The sequence below is a fragment of the Halorubrum shenae genome (assembly GCF_051194165.1).
In the GTDB taxonomy this organism is placed as follows: Archaea; Halobacteriota; Halobacteria; order Halobacteriales; family Haloferacaceae; genus Halorubrum.
The window spans coordinates 14637-32484 of record NZ_JBLZNI010000015.1; the positions used below are offsets into that span (position 1 = coordinate 14637).

At 57.0% G+C, this 17848-nt stretch carries 18 protein-coding genes; 13 read left to right on the plus strand and 5 right to left on the minus strand.

Annotated elements, in window-relative coordinates:
- Positions 1-49 precede the first annotated feature (49 nt).
- From ACNS88_RS14230 to ACNS88_RS14245, 4 genes are all read left to right on the plus strand, one after another.
- A complete protein-coding gene (locus ACNS88_RS14230) occupies positions 50-1393 on the plus strand; it encodes a sulfatase (protein ID WP_435099002.1) in 1344 nt (447 codons plus the stop codon).
- A gap of 62 nt (positions 1394-1455) precedes the next feature.
- On the plus strand, positions 1456-2469 hold the full coding sequence (locus ACNS88_RS14235) for an NAD-dependent epimerase/dehydratase family protein (protein WP_435099004.1): 1014 nt from the start codon (positions 1456-1458) through the stop codon (positions 2467-2469).
- Complete coding sequence (locus ACNS88_RS14240) at positions 2466-3485, plus strand: NAD-dependent epimerase/dehydratase family protein (protein ID WP_435099006.1); 1020 nt, start codon at positions 2466-2468, stop codon at positions 3483-3485. Before ACNS88_RS14235 ends, ACNS88_RS14240 begins: the two co-directional genes overlap by 4 nt.
- Before the next feature lie 96 nt (positions 3486-3581).
- Complete coding sequence (locus tag ACNS88_RS14245) at positions 3582-4772, plus strand: glycosyltransferase family 4 protein (protein WP_435099008.1); 1191 nt, start codon at positions 3582-3584, stop codon at positions 4770-4772.
- Here ACNS88_RS14245 and ACNS88_RS14250 read toward each other — a convergent pair.
- Positions 4744-5262, minus strand: a complete 519-nt coding sequence (locus tag ACNS88_RS14250; RefSeq protein ID WP_435099010.1) for an NUDIX domain-containing protein — start codon at positions 5260-5262, stop codon at positions 4744-4746. The genes ACNS88_RS14245 and ACNS88_RS14250 overlap by 29 nt on opposite strands.
- A gap of 267 nt (positions 5263-5529) precedes the next feature.
- Between ACNS88_RS14250 and ACNS88_RS14255 the strand changes: the two genes are divergently transcribed.
- On the plus strand, positions 5530-6168 hold the full coding sequence (locus ACNS88_RS14255) for a DUF7342 family protein (RefSeq protein ID WP_435099012.1): 639 nt from the start codon (positions 5530-5532) through the stop codon (positions 6166-6168).
- Between the two features lie 41 nt (positions 6169-6209).
- On the plus strand, positions 6210-6398 hold the full coding sequence (locus tag ACNS88_RS14260) for a hypothetical protein (protein WP_435099014.1): 189 nt from the start codon (positions 6210-6212) through the stop codon (positions 6396-6398).
- 805 nt (positions 6399-7203) lie between these two features.
- On the opposite strand, the gene ACNS88_RS14265 is transcribed toward ACNS88_RS14260, so the two are convergent.
- The 3 genes from ACNS88_RS14265 to ACNS88_RS14275 form a co-directional block, all read right to left on the minus strand.
- Positions 7204-8430, minus strand: coding sequence for a glycosyltransferase family 2 protein (locus ACNS88_RS14265; RefSeq protein WP_435099016.1), 1227 nt, complete (start codon positions 8428-8430; stop codon positions 7204-7206).
- 983 nt (positions 8431-9413) lie between these two features.
- The gene (locus tag ACNS88_RS14270; protein ID WP_435099018.1) at positions 9414-10331 is read right to left on the minus strand and encodes an NAD-dependent epimerase/dehydratase family protein; all 918 of its coding nucleotides are present in this window, start codon (positions 10329-10331) and stop codon (positions 9414-9416) included.
- 475 nt (positions 10332-10806) lie between these two features.
- Entirely contained in the window at positions 10807-11133 is a 327-nt protein-coding gene (locus tag ACNS88_RS14275) for a winged helix-turn-helix domain-containing protein (protein WP_435099020.1), read from the minus strand.
- 206 nt (positions 11134-11339) lie between these two features.
- Here ACNS88_RS14275 and ACNS88_RS14280 point away from each other — a divergent pair, with 206 nt between their 5' ends.
- The 5 genes from ACNS88_RS14280 (at position 11340) to ACNS88_RS14300 (ending at position 16485) form a co-directional block, all read left to right on the plus strand.
- The gene (locus ACNS88_RS14280) at positions 11340-11495 is read left to right on the plus strand and encodes a hypothetical protein (protein WP_435099022.1); all 156 of its coding nucleotides are present in this window, start codon (positions 11340-11342) and stop codon (positions 11493-11495) included.
- On the plus strand, positions 11492-11815 hold the full coding sequence (locus ACNS88_RS14285) for a helix-turn-helix transcriptional regulator (RefSeq protein WP_435099024.1): 324 nt from the start codon (positions 11492-11494) through the stop codon (positions 11813-11815). The genes ACNS88_RS14280 and ACNS88_RS14285 overlap by 4 nt, the downstream gene beginning before the upstream one ends.
- Positions 11815-12297 carry a DUF8112 family protein gene (locus tag ACNS88_RS14290; protein WP_435099026.1) on the plus strand — a complete coding sequence of 161 codons (483 nt, stop codon included), beginning with the start codon at positions 11815-11817 and terminating at the stop codon, positions 12295-12297. Before ACNS88_RS14285 ends, ACNS88_RS14290 begins: the two co-directional genes overlap by 1 nt.
- Before the next feature lie 170 nt (positions 12298-12467).
- Positions 12468-15335, plus strand: a complete 2868-nt coding sequence (locus ACNS88_RS14295) for a plasmid replication protein RepH (RefSeq protein WP_435099028.1) — start codon at positions 12468-12470, stop codon at positions 15333-15335.
- A gap of 250 nt (positions 15336-15585) precedes the next feature.
- Positions 15586-16485, plus strand: a complete 900-nt coding sequence (locus ACNS88_RS14300) for an HNH endonuclease signature motif containing protein (RefSeq protein ID WP_435099030.1) — start codon at positions 15586-15588, stop codon at positions 16483-16485.
- A gap of 205 nt (positions 16486-16690) precedes the next feature.
- Here ACNS88_RS14300 and ACNS88_RS14305 read toward each other — a convergent pair whose 3' ends face one another.
- Complete coding sequence (locus ACNS88_RS14305) at positions 16691-16840, minus strand: hypothetical protein (RefSeq protein ID WP_161609705.1); 150 nt, start codon at positions 16838-16840, stop codon at positions 16691-16693.
- A gap of 114 nt (positions 16841-16954) precedes the next feature.
- Here ACNS88_RS14305 and ACNS88_RS14310 point away from each other — a divergent pair, with 114 nt between their 5' ends.
- Positions 16955-17257, plus strand: coding sequence for a UPF0175 family protein (locus ACNS88_RS14310; RefSeq protein WP_435099032.1), 303 nt, complete (start codon positions 16955-16957; stop codon positions 17255-17257).
- The gene (locus tag ACNS88_RS14315; RefSeq protein WP_435099034.1) at positions 17254-17781 is read left to right on the plus strand and encodes a PIN domain-containing protein; all 528 of its coding nucleotides are present in this window, start codon (positions 17254-17256) and stop codon (positions 17779-17781) included. The genes ACNS88_RS14310 and ACNS88_RS14315 overlap by 4 nt, the downstream gene beginning before the upstream one ends.
- Positions 17782-17848: the final 67 nt, after the last annotated feature.

Genomic DNA, 17848 nt, shown 5'->3' on the forward strand with positions numbered 1-17848 from the left:
CAGAGGCCTTTACTAACATATATACGAACTGAAATAGAACGGCCGGGCAATGGTAGAGAATGTCCTGTTGGTAACTGTCGACTCGTTACGGACAGATCGTTTCGGCCAAGATTCATCTGCCGAATCAGCAACTAATAACACGGAGATGGCTGCTAGAGACGGCCTCTCGTTCAAGCGAACTTTCGCTACTGGTCCGGGAACTACGCCCTCTTTTCCAGCGATGCTTACGGGCACACTCCCGCTCTCGTATGGCGGCCTCGGTCCACTTACTGATGAGCGACCGAGAATCAGTACGGAACTCCAGACCGCGGGATTAACGACGGGTGGGTTCCAATGCAATCCTTTTCTTTCGAATCATTTCAATTACGACATTGGCTACGATACTTTTGAAGACTATCAGAACCCACTGATGGGAATCGCAACAAAAATCTTCCCGCGAGGAATTGAAATAAACAATCCAAAACTCCGCCGGATCGATGACGCTCTCCACATCACAGACGCTATCAAGAAGTCTTACCAGCTCGTCAAGGGTAAACCACGACCCTACGTAAGTGCCGAGGTTATCACCAATGACACCATTGAGTGGCTGGATAAGACTGATCAACCATTCTTCTGCTGGACCCACTACATGGACGTTCATCATCCGTGTTTTCCCCCAGAAGAGTACCGCGAACGCTATGACATAACGGATGTGACCCAGACGGACGTGTCAGAATGGTACTCGGCCCTGCTTCGAGATCCAGAAACCCTTTCGCAGGCCGAAATAAATAACCTCAAAACATTATATGAGGCTGCCATTGAGTACACGTTCGACCAGATTGATCGAATTGTTACACACCTCAAAGATACCGATCAATACGACGATACTCTCATAATCCTCACCTCCGACCACGGCGAACTCTTCGGAGAATATGGGCAGTATGGCAAGCCAGAACGGATGTATGATGAACTACTCCACGTCCCACTCATTATCGAAAATAGCCCTGGGCACCTCGAATCAGCCACCAATGAGCTTGTAAGTCTGCTTGACGTTCCTCCGCTCATCCACGACGCCTTAGGGCTGGACGTTCCAGCTGAATACGAAGGGCGTATACCCGGGAAAGATGACCCACGAGAGTTCGTCATGGCCGAACACGAGGTCGAGGGTGACGTCATCGTCGGTGCACGCTCCGAGGACTGGCTCTACGAGGGTGACGAGATTCACGACGAACACCGTCTGTTTGACCTTCGAGACGGTGATTTCGAACAGGTCGATCGAGAGCATCCTGATGCGGCGACCGTCCGTGAAGCCGTACTTGCGCGACTCGACGAACTCGACGTGGAGGCAAAGTATCTCCAAGGAGATGTCGAGACTGATGTCGAAGACCGTCTTGAGGATCTTGGCTACCTCTGATTGAGTGTCCCGATCGTTGAGGTAATAGCAAGATTATTGACGGCTAACAGGTATTCATATGTATGGTAGATTGGGAAGACCAAACTGTACTAGTAACTGGAGGAGCCGGATTTATTGGGTCGTTCCTGACTGAAGAGCTACACTCGCGTGGCGCGGATGTCGTCGTTGCAGACAAGTTTACAAAAGGACACGGACGGATCGAACACCTCGCTGACGAGGTTGAAATTCGACCGACTGATCTCACAACGCACAAAGGATGTATCGAGGCGACTGAAGGCATCGATCATGTCTTCCATCTTGCTGCGAGCGTCGGTGGGATCCACTTTATTCAGCGTGAGAACATCGGTGGACTCACCCCGAGTGTGCTGATGAACCAGCACATGCTGGAGGCAGCTCGGATCAACGATGTCGACCGATTCCTCTTCGCGTCAAGCGCCTGTATTTACCGTCAACAACACGACGACCTGAACGAGTTCAGCGAGGATCAGGCGATCCCCGCGAACCCCCACAGCACGTACGGCTGGGCGAAAGTCCTTGGAGAGGTCGCGTGTGATGCATATCACGAAGATAGCAATGTTCAGACCGGAAGCGCCCGGATCTTCAACGCCTACGGCCCGCGAGAGAACCTCGACCCGGACAGTAGTCACGTTATCCCGTCGCTCTGTCGGAAAGCCATCGAAGCCGAGGACGGGGGATCGATAGAACTGTTCGGTGATGGGACCCAGGAACGTGGGTTCATCTACGTGACAGACCTCGTCGACGGTCTGATCGAGATGATGGAGGCGAAAGTCGACGGCGAACCGCTCAACATCGGGAACGCGAAGGAAGTCGTGTCGATGAATCAACTCGCCGAGAAGATCATCGAGATCAGTGGAAAGGACCTCAGCATCGAACACGACCTCTCGATGCCGACTGGGACGGACAAGTACGCGGCGGATACGACGAAAATGGACGACGCCCTCGACTGGGAGCCCTCGGTCGCGCTCGACGACGGACTTGAGCGTGTATACGAGTGGGCAGAGAGTGAACTCGAAGGGTCTAAACAGACCGCCGTCGCAGATGGAGGTGACAGATGAGTGAATGGAACAACGAGCATGTGCTCGTTACCGGCGGTGCATCGTTCATCGGGAGCCACCTTGTTGAAGATCTCGTCGCGGAAGGCGCGGATGTTCGCGTCGCGGACGATTTCTCCAGCGGGGAAACGGAGAACCTCGCGGCGGTCGAGGACCAGATCGAGGTCGTCAGTGGGAATCTCAAAGATCGGTCGTTCGCCGACGAAGCCACCGCGGACATCGATACGGTCTTCCACCTCGCCGCAGACCACGGCGGCCGAGGATACATCTCGAACTATCCGGCGAACTGTGCCTCGAACATGGCGCTCGACAATATCGTTTACGAGTCTGCCGCCAAGAACGGCGTCGATCGGATCTCCTTCGCCTCTAGCGCCTGTACGTATCCGACGGACATCCAACAGGAGCGCCAGCGACTCCGCGAGGACATGGTGAGCTTCGAGGAACGTGGCGGGGCGTACGCGGACGAAGTCTACGGCTGGGCGAAGCTGATGGGGGAACGATCCCTCCAAGCCTACCAGGAGCAGTACGACATCGACACGAGTATCGTCCGGATCTTCACCGCCTACGGTCCTCGCGAGAACGAAACCCACGCGATCGTCGCGTTCATGGCGAAGGCGTACGCGGAACAGGACCCGTTCCAGATCTGGGGCGACGGCGAACAGACGCGGAACTTCACCTACGTCAGGGACATCACGCGTGCCCTGCGGCTCGCCGCCGAGAACATCACAGACGGGACTCCAGTAAACGCCGGCATCAGTCGGTACGTCACAATGAACGAGGCGGTCGAGATCATCTTCGACTATCTTGACTGGGAGCCCGACGAGATCAACTACATGACCGACAAGCCGCAGGGTGTTCGTCACCGGGCTGCGGACACAACCCGTGCAGAGGAACTGCTCGGGTGGAAGCCGGAGTATACCGTGGAAGAAGGTATCAAGAACACGCTTGACTGGTACGTCGACGCGCGCGACAAGGAATACGTTCGGGAGAACCTCGAAACGCTTCTCCACGAACGATAACTTCCTGTCTCGGATATTTTAATGGCTAACGCTAACAAAGAGTACGTTCTGGTCACGGAGTATTTCCATCCAGATACGGCTTCGACAGGCCAGCTCATGACCGATCTCGCAGTCGGTCTCGAAAAGCGTGGCTTGGATATGACGGTTCTCACTGGTCAACCGAACTATCACAGCGGCGATAACGAGAAGCAACCCCGGGTGTCCACTCACGAAGGCGTTCAAATAAAACGCATTCGCGCCCCACAGGTTCGTCAATCCTCGATTCCACGCCGCCTGTTCAACTGGGTAATCTTCACGGTGTGGATGTTCTTTGCGCTACTTTTGAGCCGGCCACAAAAAGAGCGTGAGGTTGTTTTTGTCTCCAATCCGCCATTCCTTCCGGTCGCGATGTGGCTCGTCTGTCGAATCCGTGGCTGGGAGTACACCTACATCGTCTACGACCTGTATCCGGATCAGCCCGTCGAACTCGAGTATATTCCCGAGGGGAGCGTTCCCCACCGGCTCTGGGATCTGCTCAATCGGCGAGCCTTCCTCGCGGCAAAACACATCGTCGCACTCGGTCCCGTCATGAAAGAGCGTATCAGCCGGAATGCGGGGCCGAAGTTTGACGACAGTAAGGTCGAAATTATCCATAACTGGGAGGACGAGGAGTTTATTCAACCCATGGATAAAACGGAGAATTGGTTCAGCGAAGAACACGATATCGTCGACCAGTTCACCGTCCTGTACTCGGGGAATATTGGGGAGTTTCACGACCTCGAAACGCTTGTCGAAGCGGCTGCAGAGTTCGAAGACGAGGATGTCCAGTTCCTGATCATCGGTGAAGGTGACAACAAAGACACCATCGTCTCGTTAGCCGACGATCTTGGACTGCGTGGCGATACCGTTCGATTCCTCCCGTATCAACCGTGGGACGATCTCCCGTACAGTCTTACCTCGGCCGACGCCTCTGTTGTCACCGTGAAAGAAGGATTCGAAGGGATCTGTGTCTCAAGCAAACTGTACACCGCAATGGCAGCCGGTGAACCGGTCCTCACGATCGCTCAACCAGATGATGACGAGTCGCAGATCGTGGATACCTTCGACGCTGGGATCCACGTCGCACAGGGTGATGTATCAGGGATCGTTGAGGCGATTGAGACGTGGCAAGAGGATCCAGAGCTGGCAGATCAACAAGGAACCAACGCACGCCGGGCCTTTGAGGAAAACTTCACGACGGATGCTTCGATCGACGAATACTACCGGATGCTTGTCGGGACTACGTCTCCGCAATCGATCGACGCATGATTGATTCGTGGCCGAGTTCGATTGACTCTCCGGCCTCCAAGAGTTCCTCAATATGCCAAAACTGTGCATCACCCGCATCTGAACCTGCTTGTACGTCTCCGGAGACCGCGCTCCAAGTCGTTCGGTAGATGATGACTAAGACGTGTGTTCCATCCCCGTGATCGATAAGGTTCGTTTCGAACAGTTCGAGATCGTCCGGAGAAACCGAAATCCCGGTTTCTTCTTGTAATTCTCTGGCAGCGGCGAACTCAGGTGGTTCATCTACCTCAAGGAAGCCAGCTGGTAGACTCCACGACCCGACGGCCGGCGGGTTCGTTCGTTTTACTAATAGTACTTGTTCGTCGTCGACAACGAGGACGCCTCCGCAGGGCTTCGCATTCCGATACACTGGTTTTGAACATTGGCTGCAGTATGCTCGCTCACGGCCCTCGATATGTTTCGATTCAAGCTCTGAGCCGCACTCGCCACAATAGTCGGGGAAACTCGTCATTATATAATCTGTTTCCAGAGGCGGTGTTAGAACTATGGAATTCCGTACTGAGAACGATTACTCATAACGGCGACTCGACGCCGCAGTAGGTGGTGCCCGCCCACCGACATCGCCCGTCGCCCACGCCCGGCAGTACGACTGGGACGCAATTGCCGAGCAAGCAGAAACAGCCTATCGGCGAGCGATCGACGGCGTGTGGTGACGATTCTCCCAAACTATTGTTTTCTCTAGCAAAGATATTTTTCGCGTCACCACGTACCCATCACCATGCCTACCAGCGATCCCCCGGAGAATCTCTGGGAGGGCGACGTGAACGAGGCCGTTATCGAGCAGTGGACCGACGACACGACGGCGTTCGACCGCGTGCGACAGGTCGTTGACGTTACGACCGAGCCGCAATCTGCCGAGGAGATCGCCGATCGCGCCCACGTTAGCCCGCCGACGGCGCGCAAGTATCTCTCGACGATGGCTGCGGACGGTCGTGTCAAGCGCATCAACACCGACGCCGGCAGTCAGTACATGCGCGCCCCCCAGATGCTCGCGATGCGTCGTATCGCCGCGATCCACCGTGAACACACGAAAGCCGAGATCCGCAAATCGATCAAGGAGCTCCAAGAAGAGCGCGCGAACATCAAGGAAAGCCACGAGGTCGGAACGATCGACGAACTCACCCTCGCGCTCGACGCCGGCGACGACGGCTGGGGTGATGTCGCGCGCTGGCGCCAGATCGAGCAGAACCTCGAGATCGCACAGGCCGCGCTCGCGCTCTACGGGTTTGACCCCGACGATAGCCACGCAGCCGCAGTACGCACCGCTGAGTCCACAACCGAGCGCCGAGAGCGTGGTGCATTCGGTGACGAAACCGGAGAGACTGTCTCCCTCAACATGGCCGAGAACCCACCCTAATCGGGGACTGGGACCGGCTCACGGCGATAGCGAATCATTTCATGGTTCGACCTGCCGCCGATAGGGGCGTCGAGCCCACAGTCGACGCGCTCACGGAGCGACTCGACGCCGCACTAGATGGTGCCTGCCCACCGACATCACCCGTCGCCCACGCCCGGCAGTACGACTGGGACGCGATTGCCGAGCAAGCAGAAACAGCCTATCGACGCGCCATCGACGGGACTTGGTAAAAATATTTCAAAATGATGATAGAGGTGCGATTTCTTTTAAATAGGCAAAATGCTTCCCAAGCTGTCGATTTGGAGAGTGAGGTGTAGATCTACTGAATTTTGCAACACTACTATATACTAGTGTCAAGTGCCGCAAAGAGGACGGTAGAGTAGCTCTACAGACGTACTATCAGATTTTGTGAATAAAATCACCAGATATATCACTCTCACGCTAGTTTGTGTATCCAGCGAATCACCAGACGGGATCGGGCGTATCGTGCTGCGTCACGATATCAACGGCAGAAACGGGGGGTTGTATTATAAGCAACCCGCCGCCGTATGGCGTACGCGGACCTGCATGCGCGGTGACGATCCCTGCAGGTGATCGTGGGGATGTGTTAGCAATAAAATATTTTCATCCAGCCAGGCCAGCTGCTTTCCGCTGTGGCTCACGCTACTTCTCGTCGCGGTAGGAGCGGGACTCTTGAACCATTGTCTCTCGGAATCAATCTTTCGTAGTGTGTGCAACCGAGATACTCTTCCGGCCGAGATCACGAACACCAAGCAACAGTGCGTACAATACCATTCCCATGATACAAAGCTCCGATGGCAAGGTTCTGCAGCATTGTGCGACCTTAGCTGTCCACGAGCATCGCCGACACGTAATTAGTCAATAGCTATCGTGGATGCGAGATGACCGATTGTAATGCGATTTACGAGAGAGGTCGACCTGCTACACACGCACTGGCAGGACGACAGTCACCTCTTGGACCCGTCTGTAGCAACAGTGGTGAGAGTAGAGCCGCGCTGCATATACCGTCAAAACCTAATTTTGCCCCTGGTTCACCGTACTCAAGAAGAACGACGAGAACACGAGCTGGATTCCGACGACGATGGCGGTAAACGCGATAAGCGCCGCAGATGTGAACGGTACCGCACCGAACCCACTCAGGATCCAGTCGACGACCAACCAGCTGGCATACGCTCCACCGGCCACAGATACGATCACGCCCACTGTTGCTCCACGTTCAAGCGTCGCATAGCCGGTTATCCACGACGTGAGCGGATCCTCGGGCCGCTGAATCGGATCGCTGGCGACCGTCGCGAACACACCAAGCGAGCCCACCTGCATACCCACAATCGCTGCAAGACTCCCGGCGATCATCGAATTTGTGCCGAAGGTCACCTCACCAAGCGACACCCCGATATGCGCGAGCATCATGACCGCAACCCCGAAGATGGTCAACAGGAGTCCTGGCACTGAAAACAAATAGCCGGGTGCGTTCACCAACATAAACCGGACGTGCCGCCATCCGTCACGGAAGCTCTCAAGCGTCTCTTCTCCTTCTCGCTCATGATACACGATGGGTACCTCCACAATCTCGAGATCTTTCGCGCCGGCGTCCATGATCATCTCGGAGGCAAACTCCATCCCGGTTGTCTCCCAGTCCATCGCCTCGTACGCCTCACGCGTGAAAATCCGGAAGCCACTATGGGCGTCGCTCACGCCAGCATCATAAAACATATTTAAAAACCGTGTGAGCGCCGGATTGCCAATGTGCTGGTGCAGCGCCGGCATCGCCCCGTCTTTAATCTCGCCGTCAAGCCGACTCCCCATCACCATATCAGCATCAGTCTCCTCTAGATGGTCCAACAACCGTGGGATCTGCTTGAAATCGTAGGTGGTGTCAGCATCCCCCATCGCGACATATGCACCTCGTGAACGCTCGAAGGCGTACCGGTATGCATAGCCGTACCCTTTCCCGTCGGGTTCAACGACAATCGCACCCATCTCACGGGCGATATCGGGTGTGCGATCTGTTGAGCTATCACTAATAATGATCTCGGTGGGAACCTGAAGCTCTTCGACCGCCGTTTTGATCCAGTCAATACAGGTGCGGATGCCGGCTTCTTCGTTCAGTGTTGGCATCACGACAGACAGTTGGGGGGTGGTCTCAGAGTCATGGCCAACGAGCAGTTCATCAGCACTGAGATCGCGGTCAGAAACAGCTCTATCCTGTTCAGCCGATGATTGGCGTGTAGTGGATGCCATGTAAGTAGAATCTGTTATTATAGAATGGTAAACAGCCGCGTATATGAAGCTTGTTCATCAGAAACATAAATTCATTAGAACTATAATTTGTCAAGGTTAAATCATGGTATTATTAAGAGTAGCGAGGGCCGTGAACTATGATCTGGCTGTGCTGACGGGCTCTGATAGAGAAGTCGGTGGTAGAAGCGTCTGGTTCGGTATTTGAGAATACCGAACCGCGCTTCGATGAGCGACCGGTTTCCCTACGTTTCACGCTCGTATTCACAGTTTAAGAGTTCAAGTGGCTAGTCGTACCACGGGCCGCGGTCGGCGCGCACTAGCGGGCGAATGCGGCACCGTTCGAGAACTTCTCTCAAAACAGAAACGCATCGAGGATCGATCAGCCAGGCGAGACCTCAACGGCAAGCACTCCGAGCGTGTCACAATCGACTGCCGCCCAGACGTAGTGCTCGGTGCCGTCGTTCTCGATTTTCGTCTCGTCGACGGGACTTCCTGACGAGCCCGGCTGTCCGGCTCGAGAAAGTGCTTTAGACGATGAAACCACAGTCTGATCGCCTCACACGAACGGTTCAATCCGCCGATACGAGAGGCTAACATGGTACAGAAACGCAGCGAAGATACGCCGCTCCCTCGGTGTGTCCTCAGGAGAAAAAGACTCCCTGCTGGCGAGCCTGCTCAATCAGCGGTCGAGCATTACTCAACACCCGGCTTACTCTTTCTCGGCCGTTCCTCCACACTAGGGTTGACACCCTTCAGAAACGGCAGCGGGAGTACACCCGTTTTGCTGTACTTACTACACCAAGAGAGAAAACATCAAAATCAGATGTTAGAAGAGTCATCTCTTGTCTTCAGGGGATACAGACATAGCCGACTACTAAACTGGCAGTCGATTATTTCAGATATAATACCATGTATATAGTCAATGGAAAGGTGAAAGACACGCTACTCATACCCCGGTTCCAAACTATCCGGGTGGGTGACTCCTACTGATATGGTGAACATACCTGCGTCAAGCCCTCGGCAAAGGAAGTCTGTGGTTCCCAGCCAGTCGCAGCGCGGAGCTTCGTAATATCAGCGTACGTGTCGTGGACATACACGGATTCAGGAATTGGATTCTCAACATACGTCGGTGCAACGTCTGTACTAAGCTCCTCGTTGATCATATCGACAAGCGTGTTGAAACTGTACGACTCTTCAGTGCCAACGTTGTAAATACCGGTCAACTGCTCTTCGCCGGCCACCTCAAGCGCCCGCACCACGTCGTCGACGTGCGTGAAGTCCCGCGTCTGGGCCCCATCGCCGTACAGCTTGGGCTGTCGACCGTGCGCGATATCATCAGCAAACTGCGCGATCACGTTAGCATACTCACCTTTGTGCCCCTCAGCGCCATCGTACCCCTGATACACAGAGAAGAACCGCATCCCAGCCATCGCCATATCGTAGTGATTCGCAAAGTACTCCGCGTACTGCTCGCGCGCGAGCTTGGAGGCTTCGTATCCGGTGTTGACCGCAACATCCATCGATTCGGGAGAGGGTTCGGTGCGGTCACCGTAGATTGATGAGGTCGACGCATAGACTACGGTGTCACACCCGTCCTGCCGAGCCTGCTCGACAACGTTGACGAACCCCTCGACGTTCACACGGGCACCGAGTTGGGGGTCCTCTTCGTGCATGGCGTACGACGACAGCGCGGCAAGATGATAGACGACGTCGACATCCGTGGGAAGGTCGTCGTCGATAACGCTCTGGTTGTAGTAGGTGACCTCCGGATCGAGGTTCTCTGGGGTGCCAAGATACTCATCGTCGAGCGCGATCACGTCATTGTCCTGTGCCAGATAGTTCGCTACATTCGAACCGATGAATCCGGCACCACCAGTCACCAAGACACGCTGATTCTCCATGTGGAGACGGTGTCTGAGGATTGGCAAAAGTGACTCGATTATGTTGGAAGCAGAACAGCTGAGAAAGTGTTATTACAGTAATATACGAAATAAGGTGCATGGCAGAATCACAGGACCGGGCTCGCTGTAAGTGCGGGCGACCGATCCCGCGAGGACTGTCGGCTGCGGCGCAGTGCGATCAGTGTCGGGAGTAGCCATCAGGCCAGTAGGCACCCGATGTCGTTCAGGTCATCGTCAAATTGTTCGAACGGTGAGTCTTGACGTAGTCAGATCTGATATCGTGATCCTCACGCTCAACGACCTCGGTATCGGCCAACACTGAACAGCGCTCGAATACATATCTGTAACTCATAGGCGAGCCGGGCTTGAGGGTGATCTCCCACGTGGTTGCGTCGCCGTCATCCGCGAGACGTTCAATGACGCGCTTGTTTAGGTTACCTATTCACGGGACGGACACCCGCATCTAGGAGACATCTCAGTTAGGACTCTCGCTTGGAGCGCTGTCAGTGCTGTCGTCGCCAGCGACTTCGTCGGCGTCTTCATCGATATAGCGCCAGTTTTCGGTGTCGAGTCGACCTTCGAGGTATGCCTCGCCGTCGTCAGTGATCACGTAAACGCCGTTTCCGAGGTCTTTGACCAATTCTTCCTCGGCTAACTTCTTACACCGACGGTGGACCTGCTGCCGAGAATACCGAATTGGACCTTCACGTTTCATTTTGGTGGGAGAGCCAGATTCGTGTTCAGATAGATACTCCAGAATGCGGTCATCTACCGCAGTCATCCAGTTGCCCGCATATCTCATATATAACATTCATACACCCAAGTCCATATTACGGTCGTTTATCACCTTAGCACACCACCGTTACACTAAAGTTACTGCGGTGTTTTGGAACAACTACGGAGCCCGAGTGACGAACCCCCGGCTAGTGAGAATCTGTAGGAACCCCGGCTGCGGTGTTGGAGCACCCAACCGGGTCGGGTTCTGTGCGTGGACACAGAACCATGCTGATGATGGCAACTGCGGGGTTTAAGCCCTACGAGACGACCGACGAACCGAACGAAAACACCGACGGTACCTGCACGCTCTGCCCAGCACAGGCTGACGGCTTCGACGCTGACCGCGGCGTCCCTGTCTGTCTCGACTGTGCGGAGGGCGACGCATGAGCACAGAGTGTGCTACCAACAGTCTCGCGGACTGTACTGCTTTCCAGCGCGACCTCTTGTGGGCACTTTCCCACGAGAACGCCCGCAAGAGGCTCTCGTTGAAGGCGGAACTCGACGACTACTACGGTGAGTCGATCAGTCACAGTCACCTCTACCAGAACCTCGACGAGCTCGTTGATCTCGGCTTGGTCACCAAACAGGCCCACAGTAAGCGCACCAACGAGTACCGACTCACTGAATCGGCTCGCCGGGCACTCTCTGCACGCCAAGCGTGGCAAGCGGGCCACCGTGATCACAGCGCTACAGGAGGGCACAGCTAATGGCGAGCGACAGCAGCGATCACCCGCAGATCGGAGACAGCCGCCGACTCGCACGAATCGCACTCAACACAGAGTATCTCGCGTGCCAAGTCTGTGGCCACTCCTTCCACGAGGGCGACGAAATCACCGCGTACGCCTACCGGGCGGCGGGCGAGCCCAAGTACGAAATCGGCTACATCATGTGCGAGGCCGATAGCCACACGCATCCGACCGTCTTCACGCGCGGTGTTCACGAACACGTTGTCACCGGACACATCGGAACGTGTGCAGACGTCCAAACACAATCGACAGCGTACATCCTGCTCGATCCAACGGTCGTCGTCACGAGTCCGCCGACGACAACCGACCCACACGTCCATCCGGACACTCCGACAGAACGCACCCCCAAACACCCGAAACAGCGAGAGCCGACACCGCTCTTGACTTCGGTTCGGGAACACGCTCGATCTGACGGTGGCAATCCGTACGGAGGGCATGACTAATGTGGGTCAGGAAGGTAAATCTCCATCCGAGCAATCCCTCACTCTTCGGTGCGATATTGCCGAGAGACGTGCTCAACTGGACATCGACAACGTCCCGCCACGATGATACGCGAGACGGGCTGGTGATAGCGCACCAATGCGGTCGCCGCCACACCAGTTGGTGATCACTGGTGACGGCACACCAGCCCGCGGCCCGTAAGCGAGGGGTCCGTCTCATCACCAGCAACTCGAACGCATCCACCAACGGAATCGTCTGTCCAGCGGTCTCGCCGCGTCTGACTGAGTGGGTGCCAGAACTCCTCGCAACGCTCCGGCCACACAGCGAGCAGACCATCCGCCGGTACACCACCACCGATGATCCGTGGGAAGCAAGCTCGGCGATCCTCTCGACGACACTCCCGGAGTGGAACACCACAACGGACACGTGGGGTGATGACACCGCTGAAGCGGTCGCGTACACACGCGCGATGACGTCGCTCGCGCTCACGTACGCCGACGGAGACCCCGATACACTCTCGTCGTATCACCGAGAGCGATACGCCGATCTGATTGACAGTGTTGAGTCGGTCGGCACGGGCCGTGGACCGGTCAACGGGAATCTCGGGGCCCTCATGAAGGGGCCAGTCACACTCCATCGTGAACTCGACGAGCGCCCACGGGTGCTCACACTACTGCTTGACGGAGAGTCGTGGACCGAACTGACTGATCGGCGGACTGGTGTCCGAGCGCTTGCGGCGATCGCCGTACTCGCCGATGGGTTCGACGTGCGGGTCGTCGCCTCGCCAGCGCTCCAACGGGAACTGGCTCGTCGCTACCCACGGTGGAGCGAGATTCACCTCGATCTTACTGGCGACCGGGATCGGTCCCGGGACAGGAGCCACCGCACTCGGAGTCACCCAGCGGCCACGGACGATGCCCATCCGGCGTGGGCAGCACTTGATGGGCTCGCCCCCACGCCAGGGAAACGGCGTCTCCTCGGAAACCTTGACACCGACCAGTGTCGGAGCTACCGGGATCTTGAACAGGATCACGCGATCGACATCGAGGCGGGGACCGTCAGCCGGTACGTTCTCGATCTTGAAACGCGTGGCCTCGTGACAGTTGACCGTCGCGGTCAGCAGAATACGGTTCAACTCACCACACTCGGCGACACGGCTGTTGAGCGGTTTCTCGACGCCGACCACGAACTGGTCCATCCGAACCAGTGCCGGCTCGATGAGCGTCTTACTGACACCCCTCACGCGTTCACAAGTACAGTGTCGCCCCGCCGGGAGGGCCAGACGGCCGACACACCCACCACGATCGATGAGTGGGTCGCGACAACTGGTGACCCAAATGATGGAGCGGGCTACGTCCAATGGCTGACTGGCCCTGATGGAGGCCTCGGTCCGCAGTCGATTCACCGCCGGTTCACTGCTGCGGCTTGCAGTACGGGGGTCACGCTCGTCGACGATCAGCCACACGCGTTCGACGACGGCCGGGTTGCGTACCTCAGCCAGACTACCGACGAGACGCTCGTCGTCCTGCAGTGGGGTGGGCCCTTGCCCACCCTGGGACGTCTCGCGAGTGCCTTACTCAGCGACAAGGCACTCTCGAAGATTCTGACGCCATCACGGCTTGGCCGTGCATTCGAAGCGATCCACGACACCGACTTTGGACACGACGCTCCCCGCATCCTTCGTCGTGGTCACCAACTCGGCTGGTACAGCGACGACGAAACAACCTACGAAGCGTGGCGGGATCGGATCACAACGGTTCGAGACCAGCTGCTCACCCGACTCGCCGAACTTACGACGAGCGATGATACAGCTGCCCGCAGCGACCTGTTCGAAGATCTGCACGGGTTCGTCGCGACGGCCACCCACCTGTACCACGCGGCCGGGATTGATCTAACGACGACCATCAGACTTCCCGACACCGACGCACTCGCACGCAACAAGACACAGCGCGACGACCTCTGTACATTTCTCGCAAAAACGGTCCCAAAACAGTCAGTCTACGGCGTTCACTCAGGGTACCGGATGTTGTTCGAAGAGCGACCTAAAAAGCTGTGCTGGCGACTCCCCACAGAGGTCGAACCCGACACACAGCTCGATCTCACGATGTCGTGGGTGCTTGCTGGCCCGACAATCACCGGCCTCCGCAAGGACATCACCACCACACTCACCGAAGAGCTCGCCGATATCCGCGAGGCGATCGCTAACGGTACCGAACACGCACCAACCCTGAAAATTCCGGTTCGAGATGGGACGACGTACCCCGCCATTCGGCGGGTGGTCGACAAGGTTGTAATGACCCACGACGTACAGTGGACACCCCGCGAGCGACAGCGGCTCGTACGGCTGTGTCTCCGCTTGTTCGGCCCGCCGGACACCACTACTCGTGCGTGTCCGTACGACGTCGTGGAGAGTTTACGTGTAGCGCTGAACGGGTCTCGAACGCCAACGCCTGCCGACGTCGAGGGCGCAGCGGCCACGCTCCCCGCAACGCGGTTCCGACCCGATCTGACGCCGACCGCCACGAAACTATACGCCACACTGCTCCGGGCAGACGAACCGCTCGGCCGCTCAGCGCTGATCGAACGCGCGGACATCTCCGCGAGTAGCTACGACCGCCGACTGAACGATGTCCGCGACCTCGATCGTGTGACGGCCGTCCACGTTGATGGTCACCGGCGGTGGACCACCGAAGTCCCAACAGTCCCACCCGTGGCATCCACGCCACCCGTCTATGCGCATACTCACCGCGACCAGCCGTCGACGTCGCTGGTGACGCACCGGCACCCGACCACACTCACCCCAGCTAGCGTCGGCCACACTTGGCGCTGGCGACTGAGACACCAGAAATTTCGACACACAGTATGTCTCCCACTCGACACCACACGAATGCTCGACGACCAGTCGATCCACCCACGACCGGGTCTGTCACGTGGCGGATCTACCAGCCACCCGAGTACAGCACCAGCTACGAACCGTTCTGCACCACCGGGCAGCCACCAGATGACACTACCCACCGAAACCCGCGAGGTGACCGAATGACAACACACCAATGCACCACGACTGATGAGAAGCCGCCCAGCATCACACGCACCGATCACAGAACCGACGCCGGCGTCAGACGCCGCGGACGCGAGCGACGGTCCCCGCCTACACTACCACGCCTCAACCAGGACGGCACGCCTTCCGACCCCCGTGAGAGTACCTACGGTCACAGGCGACAGCCACACCCCGATCAGCACCGATCCGGACCACGGATACAGCCGATCCAACGCTCCGCGGGGGTTGAGGTATGAGACAGAGTCACGGGTCAGGGACGGTGGATGCGGCGACGCGCGCGTTGATGTTGAGCAATCGTGAGCATCGGTGTCAGTGGTGTGGAGTACGCGGCCCGCCGCGCGGCACCGGCACGTTACACGTCCACCACATTGAGCGTGACCCGAGTGATGTCGCCATCGACGACCCAGTGAACCTCGGCGTCACCTGCCGCGTGTGTCACAACTGGTTCCATCACCGCCCAACCGCTACGGATGCCCCAGTTCCACTCAGCAACGCCGACATGGACGTATTATTGTCACATGACGTGTTGTTACTCCAAGTACTCGATGAGATCGGGCCCGCGTCGTTTCATGACGTGTTCATCCGCATGAAGGTCCTCCTCTCAAAAACCGCCGTCCGGGAACGCCTGTGGGTGTTGATGGGACTTGACCAGTTGGTCACAGGCCGCGACGAACAACTTATTGATCAAGATGCGACGACGGGACGGTGGGGATTCCCGGGAGACATTACGACGTCGGCGCGGGGGCACGTCCCCGATGATCGCGCGTTAGCACTGCAACGCGCAGAAGACGAACTCGTGCGGCGCGCACTCGCCCGTGGCTGTGACCGTGACCTCGTTGGAAGTGTGTTCGGTGTCACGCGCCGGACCACGTTCCACAAACAGTACCGTGCCGCCGCGTACGCGTTCCCACTTGACGAGTTCAATCGTGGCGGCCGACCAGTAGAACACGACAGCGATGACGACATGGACGACGCGACTGACCAGCGTGCGGCACACGAACCAGCTGGTGACACTAACGAGGAACCGGAGGTGCCGGACGGTGACCTGGGGCGTGTTGAGACATGGGGCGGAACGGCCGATAAGCCAGGCACACCGGTGAGCGAGTTGCTGCACGACGACGAGCCAACCTGAGCAGCAACGCTACGAACCACCATTCCGTCGCACGACACACAGGGAGAATGGACTGGCAGAGAATCGTCGCGACGTGTGATTCCGCCTGCAGGACAGCGCGGGCCTACCCAACGGCTCGCGTTGGTGGATGTGCGTGATCGACACGCTCGGACGCGAGTCGGCGGCGCAACGGTCTGTACACCCTCGTTCCCGATTACGACGAGAGTTAATCGATGTCGGCTGCAAGCACCGTCTCGGAGATGTGTACCCAGTAGACCCCGGCGACAGTAACCCAGGTAGCGAGACAGAGTACCACCTTGTCGTGAGCGTATCCCGTTTTGATCCCGAACGGGGCGGCATGGTCTCTGGTGGCCACTAGCGACTCCTAGCGGAGGCCATTACCCGTCCGAATTATTTGCACACGGATACTCGTAGAGATCATTTCCAACGTGAGACACGCTTATGTAGTACAGCGTACTACTGTGTATACATGCCCTCGATCAGTGCCCGAGTGCCCGATGATGACGAAGACGAGCTTGAAGCAGTCAGTGAGCTCTTAGATGAAGATAAGAGTACAGTCATTCGGAAAGCACTCTCAGAGGGTCTCTCATCCATCCGTCGGCGTGTAGCCATTGAACGATACCAGAGTGGCGAACTTTCGGTCAACGAGGCGGCCCGACTCGCCGGAGTGAGTCTATCAGAATGGCTCGAGATCGCCCGTGAACACAATCTCACGACCCAACTCTCACCAGAAGATATCGAATCTGACGCTGCTGCTGCGCGTGAGCTGTGACGCGGATTTTTCTCGATGCAACGACGCTCATCGCACTCGGTACCATCGGTGAACTCGAACAACTTACAAGCTTTACTGGTGAGCTTGTTGTCCTTCCCACAGTCCAAAATGAAATCACGACAGAACCCGCGCAGACAAATTTGAGTCGGTTTATCGATCAGTATGAGGTTGAGACGACCGATCCAGCTGTGCAGGACCGAGTGCAACAAGCCAAAGAGGTCCTTGGTGAGGAAGAACAGAATGGAGACGTCTATCTGATTGCTGCTGTGTTAGCCTATACCGCGGACGATCTACCGGTCGGCGTCGTCTCAGATGACCGGCGTGTTCGTACCACGGTTCGTGGTCTCGGGGCGACAGTCACTGGGACAGTTGGTGTCGTTGTCCGGGCTGTGGAGGAAGGACTTGACCGGGAGGAAGCGTACAATCTCATAAGACAGATTGACTCACATGGTCTCCATATGACTGGTGATCTTCGGGAAAAAGCCTACTCACTCATCGATGATGCCGCTGAATCGACGTCGTGAGCACTTGCTATGCGACTGGTTGTAATGGCCGGCTGAGGCCCCTGAACATTAATTGGCGGGTGGTCTT